Consider the following 12,696-nt stretch of genomic DNA (forward strand, 5'->3'; position numbering starts at 1 on the left):
GGATGCGCGACGGGGGCAGCGCCCCCGCTAGAACACCGCATGATCCCCGCGCGCGACGCTGACCTCGCCGCGCGCGAGGCGCGCATAGAAATCCCCCAGCGTCTCGGCCCCGGTCTCGGGTGTGGCAGCCGCGTCATAGCGCCCGGTCACGGGGTCGAGCACCAGCATCGACTCGGTCGCGTAATACCGCCCGATCCGCGCCAGCTCCGCCTTGCCCGCGAGCCGCGCGCTCACCCGCCCGCCAAGCGCCAGCGCGCCCACGACCCCGTCCATCAGCCGCACCGGCACGCGGGCATAGCGCGGCGCAAGGCCAAGCGCGGCAAAGAGCATCCCGCCCTGCTCGATGGGCGTGATCGCCGGTCCCGGCCCGCCGATGGGCAGCACCCGGTTCCAGCGCCCCGGATCGTCGAGGCACTCCACAAGGTACCGCGCGAGATCGCCGTCGGAAATCGGCTTGCACGCCGTCAGCCTCCCGTCGCCGAACAAAAGGAACGGCTTGCCCGCCCGCAGGCGGCCAAGCTGCCCCGAGAGCGACTTGAAATAGGCGGTCGGGCGCACGATGGAGTAGCGCAGGCCCGAGGCCGCAAGCGCTGCCTCCGCCGCAAGCTTGGCGTGTTGAAACGCCAGCAGGGGCCGCTGCACGCAGATCGCAGACAGCAGAACGAATTGCGCGCCGTGCTCTTGCGCCGCCGCGATGGCCGCGACGGTCGCCGCGTGATCCACCGCCCAGGCATCCGCCGGCGCGCCGCTGCGCGAGGCCATGCAGCAGATCACCGCCCCCGCGCCGCCTGTCTTGAGCGCGTCGGCCACCGTGCCGAAATGCAGCCCTACGCCCTCGGGCAACCCATGCCCGCCGCCCGCGTGATGCGGGCGCAACAGGCAATCGACGCCCCGCCCCTCGGCCAGCGCCGCCGCCACCACCGCGCGCCCGCTGGTGCCCGTGGGCCCCAGAACCAGAACCCGCGCCGTCATCCCGTGAGGAAACTCGCATAGGGGAGATAGCGCACCGCATCCCCCGGCGCGATTTCCGCAGCAGCATCGGGCAATTCCACCAGCCCCTCGGCCCAGCTCAACCCGCTGATCCGGCCCGAACCCTCAGACTTGAACACCTCCACGCGGCCCTCGCGGATACGCGCGCGCAGATATTCGCGTCGCCCCGGCTTCTTGCGCTTCTCGAAGGCGGCGGGCACCTCGAACCCCTGCGGTTCGCGCCATTCGGCCCCTGACAGCACCGCCATCGCGGGCCGCGCGAAAATCAGCGTGCAGACCAGCGCCGCCACCGGGTTGCCCGGCAGGCCAAAGACCGGCACGCCGCCCCACATACCCAGCGCCAGAGGGCGCCCGGGCTTGAGCGCGATGCGCCATTCGGCCATTGCCCCCGCCTCGTTCAAAAGGGCCGAGACGTGATCCTCATCCCCCGAAGAGGCCCCCCCCGAGGTCAGGATCACATCCGCCTCCGCCGCGCCCCGGTCAAGCGCCGCGCGCAGGGCGGCGCGATCATCGGCCACCCGGCCAAGGTCCAGCACATCATGGCCCATCTGCCGCGCGAGGGCTGTCAGCATGGGGCGGTTGGCGTCATAAATCTGTCCCGCGCATGCGGCCTCCCCCGGCTCCACCAATTCGTCTCCGGTGGAAATCACCGCCACGCGCAACCGCGCGAAGACCGGCAGATCGGCCAGCCCCACCGCGGCGCACAGCGCCAGATCGGCGGGCGTCAGAACGCGGCCCGCCTCCAGCACGGTTGCCCCCGCTGCCACATCCTCGCCCGCGCGTCGGGTATTCGCGCCCCGCTTCAGCCCGCCGCGAAAGGCGATACGGCCCTGCCCGAGCGTCACATCCTCTTGCAGGATCACCGTATCCACCCCCTCGGGCAGCGCCGCCCCGGTCAGCACCCGCACCGCATATCCCTGCGGCACCGCGCCGGGATAGGGCACCCCCGCCGCCGCGCGGCCCTCGACCAGCGGCAAGACCTGATCGCCCGGCCCGAGACTGTCAAAGGCAAAGCCATAGCCATCCACCGCCGTATTGGCCTCCGGCGGGTTGGCGCGCCGCGCCATCGCCGGAGCGGCCAGAACCCGCCCCGCCGCTTGGGTCAGCGGCACGACCTCCTGCCCCACCACCGCACGCAACCGCGCGCGCAGCAGGTCGAGCGCGTCGTCCACCGGCGTCCAGTCCACGCCAGCAGGCAACGCGAAACAGTCGTTCCGCAGCGGCGGCGGTTTCAGCGGATCGTCACAGGCGCGCATCAACTCCTCCTCATGCCCGAGGCCGAAAATCCATCCCTCCTCGGGGGCGTCCACCGCCAGCATGGCGGCGAGACGGTCCCGAGGCAAGCGTGCAAGCCCCCGCGCCATGAGCCGCACCTGATGCGCGTCGCGGATGCCGCCCGCCGCCTCGGCGCGCTTGACGGCCCTGTTGATCAGCCCCGGCCAGACCTCGACCAACGCCACCGGCGCGTCCATCCCCTCGAACGGCCAGACCGCCACCTGCCCCGCAAAGCGGCGCCGCAGCCGGTTCAGCACCGGCAGCCCGATCAGCACCTGCCCGCCCACCGCCCCCGCACCGCCCATCTGCCAGGCGCTGAACGCCCCCGGCGCGCCCGCATCCGCGCACCGCCGGTCGGGCAGGCCATGGCCCGCCCGCGTGTCGCGACGCGGCAGCCCCGCTATCTCGCGTTTCAACCCGTTGAACCAGAACGGCCCCACGCCGGGAAACCGCGCGTTGATCTCGCCCGCCACGTCAAAACGGTTATTGGCGCGCGGGGCATCCTCGATCCGCGCCTCCAGCCAGTCCCAGACGGCAAAGGGGTCATCGCACCCGGTCAGCGCCCGCGCGAACCCCGTCGGAAAGCCGAACGGAAAATCGCACCCGATGAACAGGCGGCGCCCCGCCGCGCGCTCGGTCTCGATGAGATCGACAAGCGTCGCCTCGGCCTCCACCCGGTTGCGAAAGTAACGCGGGGCCTCTTCCACCCCGCCGCGCACGCATCCCAGCCAGATCGCATCGCGGCGCGGGCGCGGCCCGGTATCGTTGCCGCTCGACCAATCCAGCATGGCAAAGCTGTCGAAGGGGGTCACAGCCCCACCTCTGCCAAAATGAAATCCGCAATCGTGCCTGTGTGGTTCAGATCGAACACCGGCCGATCCAGATCAAGCGCCACATCGCTTGCCACCGCGCGGATCGTAGAATCACCGGGCGCAATCAGCGCATGACCGGTCTCGGCGCGGTAAGCCTCCACCTTGGGGTGACGGTCGCGCTTGTAGCCCTCGATCAGCACCAGGTCGCAGGGCGCGAGCATCGCCAGCAGATCGTCGAGCACCGGCTCATCCTGCCCACGCAATTCGCGCATCAGCGCCACCCGGTGACGCGAGGCGAGCAGCACCTCGCCCGCCCCCGCCTGTCGATGCCGGTAACTGTCGCGCCCCGGATGATCGACGTCAAAGCTGTGATGCGCGTGCTTGACGGTCGAGACCTTGAGGCCCCGCGCCACCATCTCGGCCACCAGCCGCTCCATCAGCCCGGTCTTGCCGGCATTCTTCCAACCGGTCACACCGTATAATTTCATGCCCCGACCCTCCGCCGCGCAAGGGCCAGATCTTCGGGCGTGTTGACGTTGAAAAAGGCATCCTCATTGTCAAAGAGCGCCTCGCGCCCGCCATGTTTCTCGGTCCAGATCACCACCTTGCGCAACCCCCCCTCGAGTGCCGCGCGCAGATCATCGCGCAGCGCCACCGGCCAGAGGCCGAACGTGGGGTGGCGCACCTGCCCGCCCCGGCTCATGGATTTGGTCTCCTCATCGCCGCGCGGCGTCGCCGCCAGCACCAGCGGATGCGCCATGCCCTCGGCCTCCGCTTGCAGGCGCGCCACCAGATCGCGCGGGAAAAAGGGCGTATCGGCGGCCACCGTCACGATGGCCCCGGCCCCCAGCCCGGCGGCCCAGTCCAGCCCGGCGAGAACCCCCACCAAAGGCCCGGCGAAACCGGAGATCGGATCGGGCAGCACAGGCAGGCCAAAGCGCGCAAACCGCGCCGCATCGCCATTGGCATTGAGCGCCATCGCCCCCATCTGCGGCCCCAGCCGGGCGATGATGTGATCGAGGATGACCCCCTCGCCCAGCGCCAATAGCCCCTTGTCGCCCCCACCCATCCTTGTCGCCTGCCCCCCGGCGAGGATCACCCCAAGTGGCGCGCTCATGCGTCGGCACTCTTGCGGCGGTGTTTGGGGCTTTCCTCCTCGACGCTGGCGGGATCGGCATCGCGCAAAAGCCGCTCTTCGCCAGCCAGGCACACGAACCGCTTGCCCCGCATCCGGCCGATCAGCGTGAGCCCCACCTCGCGCGCGATCTCCACCCCCCAGGCGGTAAAGCCCGAACGCGAGGCCAGCACCGGAATCCCCATCATAGCGGTCTTGATCACCATCTCCGACGTGAGCCGCCCGGTGGTGTAAAGCAGCTTGTCACCGGCGCTGACGCCTTCGCTCAGCATCCAGCCCGCGATCTTGTCCACAGCATTATGTCGGCCCACATCCTCCATATAGACGAGCGCACGCGCGCCCTGGCACAGCACCGTGCCATGGATCGCCCCCGCCTCCAGATAAAGCGAGGGCGTGCGGTTGACCTGCGCGGCCAGCGCGTAGAGGTCCGAGGTGCGCACCTCCACCTCCGGCAGGCGCACCCCCTCCAGCCCCTCCATCATGTCACCGAATACCGTGCCCACGGCGCAGCCGCTGGTGCGGGTCTTCTTCTTCAGCTTCTCCTCGTAACTGGTCTGCCCGTCGGTGCGCACCACGACGGTCTCCAACTCCTCGTCATAGTCGACGCCCAGCACCGCCTCGCCCTCGGCCAGCATCCCCTGATTGCGCAGGAACCCGAGTGCGAGATATTCGGGATAATCGCCGATGGTCATCGCCGTCACGATCTCCTGCCCGTTGAGAAAGATCGTCAGCGGGCGCTCCTCCACGACCCGGATCTCGGTGCGGTTCCCGTCGTGATCCACCCCCTCCACCGCGCGTGTCAGCCGCACGGCGGCAGGGTCAGGCGCGATCAGATAATCGCCCGTGTCGCTCTGCTGGGCCAATTGCATCTCCTCCCGCTCTCGGCTACCCCGTCCCCGGAGACTGCGACCGGGGCGGAAAATCGTGTCAAGGCAAACCACCAAATCCCTCTATTGGCAAGGCGTGCGCGACGGCGCACCCTTCGTGCTGGTGGTGGTGCCCTTCTCGCTCCTTTTCGGCGTGGTCGGCACCGAGGCGGGGTTGAACCTCTCCGAGGTCATGGGGTTTTCGGTCCTCGTGATCGCGGGGGCCGCGCAATTCACCGCCGTGCAACTCCTGAGCGACGGCGCGCCCGCGCTGGTCGCGCTCGTCTCGGCGCTGGCGGTCAACCTGCGCATGGCGATGTATTCGGCCTCTCTCACGCCTTACCTCGGCGCGGCCCCGCTCTGGCAACGCGCGTTCGCCGCCTATTTCATGGTCGATCAGAGTTACACTGTTTCCTATTTCGCCTATGAGAACCATCCGCGCTGGTCCGTGCCCGAGCGGATGACCTATTATTTCGGCGTGGTCACGCCGATCTGTCCGCTCTGGTATCTCTTCACCCTTCTGGGCGCGCTGATCGGCGACCGGATCCCCGAGGCGATGGCGCTCGACTTCGCACTGCCCATCACCTTTCTGGCGATGATCGGGCCGATGCTGCGCACGCCCGCCCATGTCGCGGCGGCGCTTGTGTCGGTGGCGGTGGCGCTGCTCGCCGCCGGGCTGCCCTATAATGTCGGGCTGCTGATCGCGGGGCTTGCGGGGATGATGACCGGCGCGCAGGCCGAGGTGATGCTCGAGCGGCGCAAGGCGGCGCGCCAGCCATGATCGAGGGGCGCGATCTCTGGCTTTTCATCGCAGCACTCGGGATCGGCACCTTCGCCCTGCGCTTCGTGTTTCTGGGGCTGGTGGGTGACCGGCCCATGCCCGCCTGGCTCTTGCGGCATTTGCGCTACACGGCGGTGGCACTCATCCCGGCGCTCGTTGCACCGCTCACGCTCTGGCCTGCGGCCACCGACGGCGCGCCCGATCCCGCGCGCCTTGTCGCGGCGGGGGTGACGCTGGTGATCGGTTATGCCACGCGCAACGTTGTGCTGGCCATCGCGTCCGGCGCGCTCACGCTTTTCGGCGGCCTCGCCCTTCTCGGCTAGCCCCGCGCTTCTTCTGGCCTGAAATATCCCGGGGGAGTCGCGCGGATGCGCGACGGGGGCAGCGCCCCCTATCGCGGCGCGGCGGCGCGCCGCAGCCGGTCGTTGATCGCGCGCCCCAGCCCCGCTTCCGGGATCGGCGCCACGGCGATCCCCGTCGCCCCCATGGCATCGAGCGCGTGCAGGTGGTGAAAGAGATTGGCCGCCGCCTCGCGCAGATCACCCGCAACCGAGAGGTTGAGATCCCCCGCCACCGGGCCGAACCCCAGCATCACCTCACCCGCACCCGCCGCCAGGACCCCGAGCCGCACCCGTGCCCCCGGCGCGTAATGCGAGGCCATCTGCCCCGGCGCGGTGAGCGGATCGCCCGCCTGATGCCGCGCCAGCGGCGCGCCCAATCTGGCCTCCAGCGCCTCGAGCGACACGCCACCGGGTCGCAAGAGCACGGGCGCGCCCGAGAGGCCAACGATGCTCGATTCAACCCCCACGGCGCAAGGCCCGCCGTCGATCACCGCCTCGATCCGGCCCCCGAGCCCTGCCAGCACATGGTCTGCCGTGGTCGGGCTGATTCGCCCCGAGGGGTTGGCAGAGGGGGCCGCGATCGGCCCGCCAAAGGCCGAGAGCGCGCCCCGCGCCACCGGATGCGCGGGCACCCGCAGCGCCAGGGTCCCGAGACCCGCCGTCACCAGTGGCGAAATCCCCGCGCCGCCCCGCAACGGCAGCACCAGTGTCAGCGGCCCCGGCCAGAAGGCCGAGGCAAGCCGCTCGGCGGCATCCGACCACTGCACCAGGTCCTGCGCCGCCGCCACATCGGCCAGATGGACGATGAGCGGGTTGAACCGGGGCCGCCCCTTGGCCTCGAAAATCCGCGCCACCGCCAGATCGTCGCGCGCATCGGCCCCAAGGCCGTAGACCGTCTCGGTCGGCAGCGCGACCAGCCCGCCCGCGCGCCAGATCGCGGCCGCCGCCACAAGCCCCGCCGGGTCGGCCTGCAATAATTCGGTTGCAATCGGCATTTACGACCCCTGACCTGACGCGGCGTTCCGGTTGCCTGTGCGCGGCGGTTGATTACCCTTGTCCCGAGGGTTAAGCCCATAACGTGACGCGGCCCGCCTGCCAAGCCGCGCCTGCCCCATAGGAGGTATCCATGCCCTATCGTGCCCCGGTGGACGAGTATCTCTTCCTCTTCGATCACATCGTCGGCCTGCCCGAGGTCGCCGCCACCGAGCGTTTTGCCGAGGCCACGCCCGACATGACGGCCGCCATCCTGCATGAGGCCGCGCGCCTGTGCGAAGAGGTCATGGCACCCTTGCAACGCAGCGGCGATCTGCACCCCGCGCGGTTGGAAAACGGCGTTGTGCGCACCTCTCCCGGTTTCGCCGAGGGCTACCGCGCCATCGCGACGGGCGGCTGGGTCTCGATCGCGGCCAGCCCCGAGCATGGCGGCATGGGCCTGCCGATGGTTCTGACCACCGCCGTCAACGAGATGATGTCGGCCGCATGCCTGTCGCTGCAATTGGCCCCCTTGATGACGCAAGGCCAGATCGAGGCGCTCGAGCATCACGCCAGCGACGCCCTGAAGGCGCTCTACCTGCCCAAACTGGTGAGCGGCGACTGGGCCGGCACGATGAACCTGACCGAGCCGCAGGCGGGATCGGATGTCGGCGCGCTGCGCAGCAAGGCCGAGCCGAACGGCGATGGGACCTATGCCATCACCGGGCAGAAAATCTATATCTCGTGGGGCGACAACGATTTCACCGAAAACGTCTGCCATCTCGTGCTGGCGCGGCTGCCCGATGGCGTGGCGGGCACCAAGGGGATCAGCCTCTTTCTGGTGCCGAAATTCATCCCCGACGAAAACGGCAATCCCGGCACGCGCAATGCGCTCAGCGTGGTCAGCCTCGAGCACAAGATGGGCCTGCACGGCAGCCCCACGGCGGTGATGCAATATGACGGGGCCACCGGCTGGCTGGTGGGGCACGAACATGACGGGATGCGCGCCATGTTCACCATGATGAACAACGCCCGCCTCGGCGTCGGCGGTCAGGGCGTGGGTGTGGCCGAGGGGGCGACGCAGCACGCGCTGGCCTATGCGCGCGAGCGCCGTCAGGGACGCACGGCGAACGGGGCAAGCGGCGGCGCAATCCTTGGTCATGCCGATGTGCGCCGGATGCTCGCCACCATGCGCGCCGAGACCTTTGCCGCGCGCGCCATCGCCCTTGCCTGCGCGCAGGCCATCGACATGCAGACCGCCACCGGCGCGCCGCGCTGGCGCGCGCGCGCGGCGCTGCTCACGCCACTGGCCAAGGTGTTCGGCACCGAGACCGGCATCGCGGTTGCGGATATCGGCGTTCAGGTGCATGGCGGCATGGGCTTTATCGAAGAGACCGGCGCGGCGCAGTATCTGCGCGACGTGCGCGTGACCGCGATCTACGAGGGCACGAGCGGGATTCAGGCGATGGATCTTGTCGGTCGCAAGCTCATGGACGGGGGCGACGCGGCCTTTGCCCTGATCGACGAGATCGAGGCCGTGGCCGAGGGTGCGCGCGCGGCCCTGCCCGATCTGGCGGGCAAGCTCTGGCAGGCCGCGGAAACCCTGCGCGAGACGACCGACTGGATGCTTGCACAGACCGACATGACCGAGCGTTTCGCGGGTGCCATCCCCTATCTGCGCGGCTTTGCCCGCGTTCTGGGCGCGCATTTCCACCTCAAGGCCGCGCTGGCCGAGGGCGGCACCGGACCGCGCACGCGGCTGGCGCGGTTCTACATCACCCGGCTTCTGCCCGAGCATATCGGCCATTTTGCCCATGCCACGGGCGGCGCGGGCGATCTCTACGCGCTGGACGACGCGGATTTCGCCGCCTGATGATGGACGGCGGCGCGCTCATCCATCACCCGTGGGAGGCCCCGCCGCCCGAGGGCGAGGCCACCGAAGTGGCCCCCGGCCTGCTCTGGCTGCGCCTGCCGCTGCCGATGGTGCTCGATCACGTCAATGTCTACGCGCTCGACGAGGGCGAGAGCTGGACCATCGTGGATACCGGCATCCATTCGCGGCGCGCGGTCGCGCTCTGGGAGACGATCCTCGCGGGTCCCCTGCGCGGCAAGCCCGTGGGGCGCGTCATCCTCACCCATCACCACCCCGACCACGTCGGCATGGCGGGCTGGTTCATGGCGCGGTTCGGGGCCGCGCTCTGGGCCACGCGGACAAGCTGGCTTCTGGCGCGGATGCTCATCCTCGATGTCGAGGAGGCACCGACGGCGCAGGCGCTCGACTTTTCCCGCGCGGGCGGCATGGACCCCGAGATATTCGAGGCGCGACGCCGCGAGCGGCCCTATAATTTTGCCGATACCTGCGCGCCCATCCCCGTGGGCTATCGCCGGATTGTTGACGGCGAGGTGATCCGCGCGGGCGGGCGCGACTGGGACGTGCGGCTGGGCGGCGGGCACGCGCCCGACCACCTCACGCTCTGGTCGCGCGAGGATCGGCTCGTGATCGCGGGCGACCAGATCCTGCCCGGCATCAGCCCCAATATCGGCGTCTATCCGACCGAGCCCGAGGCCGATCCGCTGGCCGAGTGGTTCGCCGCCTGCGACCGGCTTGCTCCGCATGCGCGCGAGGATCACCTTGTCCTGCCGGGGCACAAGCTGCCCTTTACCGGCCTGCCGCTACGGATGCGGCAACTCCGGGAGAATCACGAGGCGGCGCTCGGGCGGCTGCGCGCGTTCCTCAAGGAGCCGCACACCGCCGCCGACTGCTTTCCGCTGCTGTTCCGGCGCAGGATCGATGCGGGCACCTACGGGCTCGCTCTGGTGGAATCGGTTGCGCATCTCAACCACCTCCTGCACGCTGGCGCGGTCAGGCGCTGGCGGCGCGAGGATGGCGCGTGGCTCTGGCAGGTGCGGTAACGGGAGGGGCGCGCATGAGTGACCAGATCCAGACATCGGCGGAACTGGCCGAAAACGCGGCCATGCCCCGCTGCCACGAGGTTCACGCAACCCCCGGCCAGCCCTGTATGGAGGAGGCGGCAAAATCGCTGCCCCAAACCCCGGTCGATCAGAAAAGCCCCGCGCAATGGGCCTATGAGCGGCTCATCCTCTATATCGGCAACTTCGAGAAAACCCTCGACGAGGCGCACGAGGTGGCCATGGGCTTTGCCGGATCGGACGCGGGGACGCTGCGCATCGAGGGCATGGGGTATTTCGACCCCGATATCGTGACCTTCTACGGCCAGGACCAGATGGGGATGCGCACCCAGCTTGTGCAGCATGTGAGCCAGCTCTCGGTGATGCTGCGCGCCCTGCCCAAACAGGCCGAAGAGGCCCCGCCCACGCGGATCGGCTTTCGCCTCGCGCAGGATCTCGAACGGGGGTGAAGCTGCGTCAGGTTGGGCCGTGACAGGGCCCGACAAATACGGTAATCACGGCTCCAACTCATACCGGACGAACAGAAGGACCGCGCGACATGGCCGAACACAAGCATGGCGAAATGGACATTACCGTTCAGGAAAAGACCTTTGAGGGCTTCATCAAGTGGACCATGTGGTCGGTGGTGGGCATCATCGGTTTCCTGATCTTTCTCGCGCTGGTCAACGGCTGAAGTCCCGAACCGGAGGCAGCCATGCGGTCGTTCTTGCTGGCGCTCTGCGCCGTTCTTGCCCTTGCAGGCTGCGCCGCCGAATCGGTCTGGTCGACCGACGAGGAGGTGACGCGCGCCGCCTATCGTCATGACGGGCCGCCCAACCTCACGCTCTTCACCATGATAAACAACAACAACGGATCGGGCGCGCATACCGCATTGATGATAAACGGCGCGCAGCGGGTGATCTTCGACCCCGCAGGCTCGTTCAACAGCCTGCGCACCCTGCCCGAGCGCAACGATGTGCTCTACGGCATCACACCCCATGTCGCGGATGTCTATACCCGCTACCACGCGCGCAAGACCTTCCATGTCCGCATCCAGCGGCTCGATGTCACGCCGGAACTGGCCGCCAAGGCGATCCGGCTGGCCGAGGCGGCGGGGCCGGTGCCCAATGCCGCCTGCTCATTGGCCACATCGAAGATCATGGCCGAGCTTTTCCCCGGCAAGGTCAGCACATCCTGGTTCCCCAAAAAGACCGCCGACGCCTTTGCGCGCATCCCCGGCGTGACCGAGGAAACCCTCTACGAATACGACAGCGACGACAATTCCGGCGTGCTCGCCGCCTGGGACCCGACGCGCGCCCGCGCGAACTAAGCGCACGCGCCTTCACACTCGCGCGCGCGCCCTGTCACATCACTGGACGCGCGCGCGAAGAGGCCCCATCAAGTAGGTATGTCCAGGCTTACCGACAAACTCACCGACCAGACATGGCGCTACGCCATGGGCCGCCAGTTCGAGGCGGTGGCAGACGAGATTTTTCAGGTCATACGCTGGGTTCTGGTGGTGGGCTTCGCCAGCTATCTCGCGCGCGCGCATGACATCCTCATCCTGCATGTCACCTACTGGGTGCTGTCGGTGCTGCTCTTCGGCTATATCGCGTCGCGCTTCCTTTTGCGTCCCGAGATCGCCTTTCTCGGCAACCCGCAGGGGCACGCGGGCCGACTTGTGCAATCGGCGCTCAATTTCCTGCTTTGCGTGGTGGTCTTTGGCGCAACGCTCTACGCAGTGAGTACCTTGACCGGGGCCATCGCCGAATATCGCGGCGCGCTCTGAGACCCTTGCGCGCGGCCCCGCCCTGCGGCAGAAGCGGCACGACCCTTGCCGGAGACCGCCCATGACGAGGCACAAGACCGTTCAGGACTATATCCGCACCATCGTCGATTTCCCGCATGAGGGGATCCTCTTTCGGGACGTGACCACGCTTTTTGCCGATCCGCGCGGCTTTCGCATGGCGATCGACCAGATGCTCCACCCATGGGCGGGGGTGCGCATCGACAAGGTGGCGGGGCTCGAGGCGCGCGGCTTCATCCTTGGCGGGGCCATCGCGCATCAGCTCTCGGTCGGGTTCGTTCCCATCCGCAAGAAGGGCAAGCTGCCCGGCGCGGTGATCTCGGAGGAGTATCACCTCGAATACGGCGAGGCGGTGGTCGAAATCCACGACGATGCCATCGCGGCGGGCGAACGGGTGCTTCTGGTCGATGACCTGCTGGCCACCGGCGGCACGGCGGCGGCGGCTATCCGCCTGATCGAGCGGCTGGGCGGAGAGATCATCGGCTGCGCCTTCATCGTCGACCTGCCCGGGCTTGGCGGGCACGCGCGGCTTGCCGGGATGGGGATGGACGTGCACACGCTCTGCGCGTTCGAGGGGCTGTGACGGGGCCGGTTTGGCCTGTTGCTGACATTGGCCGTCTGTCCCCTGCGCGGAATCAAGGCGTGCTTGCACGCCGCCGCGCATCGCCGGGCCGCCCCCCGGCACGGCGATTTGGCTGCCGCTTGCGCCATGCCAAGAGGTTTTTCGGATTTGGCGAGATAAAGCGCTGCCAAACGAACGTTGGATCGCCGCACCGCGGCCCGTCGATGCGCGGCTCCACCAATGTC

At 68.7% G+C, this 12,696-nt stretch carries 15 protein-coding genes; 9 read left to right on the forward strand and 6 right to left on the reverse strand.

All coding sequences use genetic code 11. The features are described 5' to 3' along the window. Positions 1 to 27: 27 nt before the first annotated feature. The 5 genes from ABIE57_RS05150 to fdhD are packed head-to-tail and all read right to left on the reverse strand — an operon-like array spanning position 28 to position 5,081. The gene (locus tag ABIE57_RS05150; RefSeq protein ID WP_354537940.1) at positions 28 to 972 is read right to left on the reverse strand and encodes an NAD(P)H-binding protein; all 945 of its coding nucleotides are present in this window, start codon (positions 970 to 972) and stop codon (positions 28 to 30) included. Then, on the reverse strand, positions 969 to 3,077 hold the full coding sequence (locus ABIE57_RS05155) for a molybdopterin-binding protein (protein ID WP_354537941.1): 2,109 nt from the start codon (positions 3,075 to 3,077) through the stop codon (positions 969 to 971). The genes ABIE57_RS05150 and ABIE57_RS05155 overlap by 4 nt, the downstream gene beginning before the upstream one ends. Continuing rightward, positions 3,074 to 3,565, reverse strand: a complete 492-nt coding sequence (mobB, locus tag ABIE57_RS05160) for a molybdopterin-guanine dinucleotide biosynthesis protein B (RefSeq protein ID WP_354537942.1) — start codon at positions 3,563 to 3,565, stop codon at positions 3,074 to 3,076. Before mobB ends, ABIE57_RS05155 begins: the two co-directional genes overlap by 4 nt. Beyond that, positions 3,562 to 4,194, reverse strand: a complete 633-nt coding sequence (mobA, locus tag ABIE57_RS05165) for a molybdenum cofactor guanylyltransferase MobA (protein WP_354537943.1) — start codon at positions 4,192 to 4,194, stop codon at positions 3,562 to 3,564. Before mobA ends, mobB begins: the two co-directional genes overlap by 4 nt. Beyond that, positions 4,191 to 5,081, reverse strand: a complete 891-nt coding sequence (gene fdhD, locus ABIE57_RS05170; protein WP_354537944.1) for a formate dehydrogenase accessory sulfurtransferase FdhD — start codon at positions 5,079 to 5,081, stop codon at positions 4,191 to 4,193. The genes mobA and fdhD overlap by 4 nt, the downstream gene beginning before the upstream one ends. 55 nt (positions 5,082 to 5,136) lie before the next feature. On the opposite strand from fdhD, the gene ABIE57_RS05175 reads away from it, so the two are divergent. Together ABIE57_RS05175 and ABIE57_RS05180 are read left to right on the forward strand one after the other, a co-directional pair. Continuing rightward, positions 5,137 to 5,859, forward strand: coding sequence for an AzlC family ABC transporter permease (locus ABIE57_RS05175; RefSeq protein ID WP_354537945.1), 723 nt, complete (start codon positions 5,137 to 5,139; stop codon positions 5,857 to 5,859). After that, positions 5,856 to 6,182: an AzlD domain-containing protein gene (locus ABIE57_RS05180; protein WP_354537946.1), complete on the forward strand. Its 327-nt coding sequence runs from the start codon at positions 5,856 to 5,858 to the stop codon at positions 6,180 to 6,182. Before ABIE57_RS05175 ends, ABIE57_RS05180 begins: the two co-directional genes overlap by 4 nt. Positions 6,183 to 6,250: 68 nt before the next feature. Here ABIE57_RS05180 and ABIE57_RS05185 read toward each other — a convergent pair whose 3' ends face one another. Next, entirely contained in the window at positions 6,251 to 7,195 is a 945-nt protein-coding gene (locus tag ABIE57_RS05185; RefSeq protein WP_354537947.1) for an L-threonylcarbamoyladenylate synthase, read from the reverse strand. Between the two features lie 131 nt (positions 7,196 to 7,326). On the opposite strand from ABIE57_RS05185, the gene ABIE57_RS05190 reads away from it, so the two are divergent. The 7 genes from ABIE57_RS05190 (at position 7,327) to ABIE57_RS05220 (ending at position 12,472) form a co-directional block, all read left to right on the forward strand. Next, positions 7,327 to 9,045 (forward strand): acyl-CoA dehydrogenase, encoded by a 1,719-nt coding sequence (locus ABIE57_RS05190; protein ID WP_354537948.1) that lies wholly within the window; start codon positions 7,327 to 7,329, stop codon positions 9,043 to 9,045. Positions 9,046 to 9,047: 2 nt separating this feature from the next. Beyond that, complete coding sequence (locus tag ABIE57_RS05195; RefSeq protein ID WP_354538188.1) at positions 9,048 to 10,085, forward strand: MBL fold metallo-hydrolase; 1,038 nt, start codon at positions 9,048 to 9,050, stop codon at positions 10,083 to 10,085. Between the two features lie 14 nt (positions 10,086 to 10,099). After that, complete coding sequence (locus ABIE57_RS05200; RefSeq protein ID WP_354537949.1) at positions 10,100 to 10,552, forward strand: DUF6173 family protein; 453 nt, start codon at positions 10,100 to 10,102, stop codon at positions 10,550 to 10,552. An 89-nt stretch (positions 10,553 to 10,641) separates the two neighbouring features. After that, positions 10,642 to 10,776 carry an aa3-type cytochrome c oxidase subunit IV gene (locus ABIE57_RS05205; protein WP_354537950.1) on the forward strand — a complete coding sequence of 45 codons (135 nt, stop codon included), beginning with the start codon at positions 10,642 to 10,644 and terminating at the stop codon, positions 10,774 to 10,776. Positions 10,777 to 10,797: 21 nt separating this feature from the next. After that, a complete protein-coding gene (locus tag ABIE57_RS05210) occupies positions 10,798 to 11,412 on the forward strand; it encodes a hypothetical protein (RefSeq protein WP_354537951.1) in 615 nt (204 codons plus the stop codon). A 78-nt stretch (positions 11,413 to 11,490) separates the two neighbouring features. After that, on the forward strand, positions 11,491 to 11,871 hold the full coding sequence (locus tag ABIE57_RS05215) for a hypothetical protein (RefSeq protein ID WP_354537952.1): 381 nt from the start codon (positions 11,491 to 11,493) through the stop codon (positions 11,869 to 11,871). 61 nt (positions 11,872 to 11,932) lie between these two features. Beyond that, positions 11,933 to 12,472 carry an adenine phosphoribosyltransferase gene (locus tag ABIE57_RS05220; protein ID WP_354537953.1) on the forward strand — a complete coding sequence of 180 codons (540 nt, stop codon included), beginning with the start codon at positions 11,933 to 11,935 and terminating at the stop codon, positions 12,470 to 12,472. Positions 12,473 to 12,696 lie beyond the last annotated feature (224 nt).

Source organism: Roseovarius sp. MBR-6 (assembly GCF_040547525.1).
Lineage (GTDB): Bacteria > Pseudomonadota > Alphaproteobacteria > Rhodobacterales > Rhodobacteraceae > Roseovarius.

Excerpts from the sequence above, each read along its gene's own strand:
- ABIE57_RS05215 (WP_354537952.1), top strand. The coding sequence starts at position 11,491 with ATGTCCAGGCTTACCGACAAACTCACCGACCAGACATGGCGCTACGCC.
- ABIE57_RS05205 (WP_354537950.1), top strand. The coding sequence starts at position 10,642 with ATGGCCGAACACAAGCATGGCGAAATGGACATTACCGTTCAGGAAAAG.
- mobA (WP_354537943.1), bottom strand. The coding sequence starts at position 4,194 with ATGAGCGCGCCACTTGGGGTGATCCTCGCCGGGGGGCAGGCGACAAGG.
- ABIE57_RS05210 (WP_354537951.1), top strand. The coding sequence starts at position 10,798 with ATGCGGTCGTTCTTGCTGGCGCTCTGCGCCGTTCTTGCCCTTGCAGGC.
- ABIE57_RS05190 (WP_354537948.1), top strand. The coding sequence starts at position 7,327 with ATGCCCTATCGTGCCCCGGTGGACGAGTATCTCTTCCTCTTCGATCAC.
- ABIE57_RS05180 (WP_354537946.1), top strand. The coding sequence starts at position 5,856 with ATGATCGAGGGGCGCGATCTCTGGCTTTTCATCGCAGCACTCGGGATC.
- ABIE57_RS05200 (WP_354537949.1), top strand. The coding sequence starts at position 10,100 with ATGAGTGACCAGATCCAGACATCGGCGGAACTGGCCGAAAACGCGGCC.
- ABIE57_RS05195 (WP_354538188.1), top strand. The coding sequence starts at position 9,048 with ATGGACGGCGGCGCGCTCATCCATCACCCGTGGGAGGCCCCGCCGCCC.
- ABIE57_RS05150 (WP_354537940.1), bottom strand. The coding sequence starts at position 972 with ATGACGGCGCGGGTTCTGGTTCTGGGGCCCACGGGCACCAGCGGGCGC.
- mobB (WP_354537942.1), bottom strand. The coding sequence starts at position 3,565 with ATGAAATTATACGGTGTGACCGGTTGGAAGAATGCCGGCAAGACCGGG.
- ABIE57_RS05185 (WP_354537947.1), bottom strand. The coding sequence starts at position 7,195 with ATGCCGATTGCAACCGAATTATTGCAGGCCGACCCGGCGGGGCTTGTG.
- fdhD (WP_354537944.1), bottom strand. The coding sequence starts at position 5,081 with ATGCAATTGGCCCAGCAGAGCGACACGGGCGATTATCTGATCGCGCCT.
- ABIE57_RS05220 (WP_354537953.1), top strand. The coding sequence starts at position 11,933 with ATGACGAGGCACAAGACCGTTCAGGACTATATCCGCACCATCGTCGAT.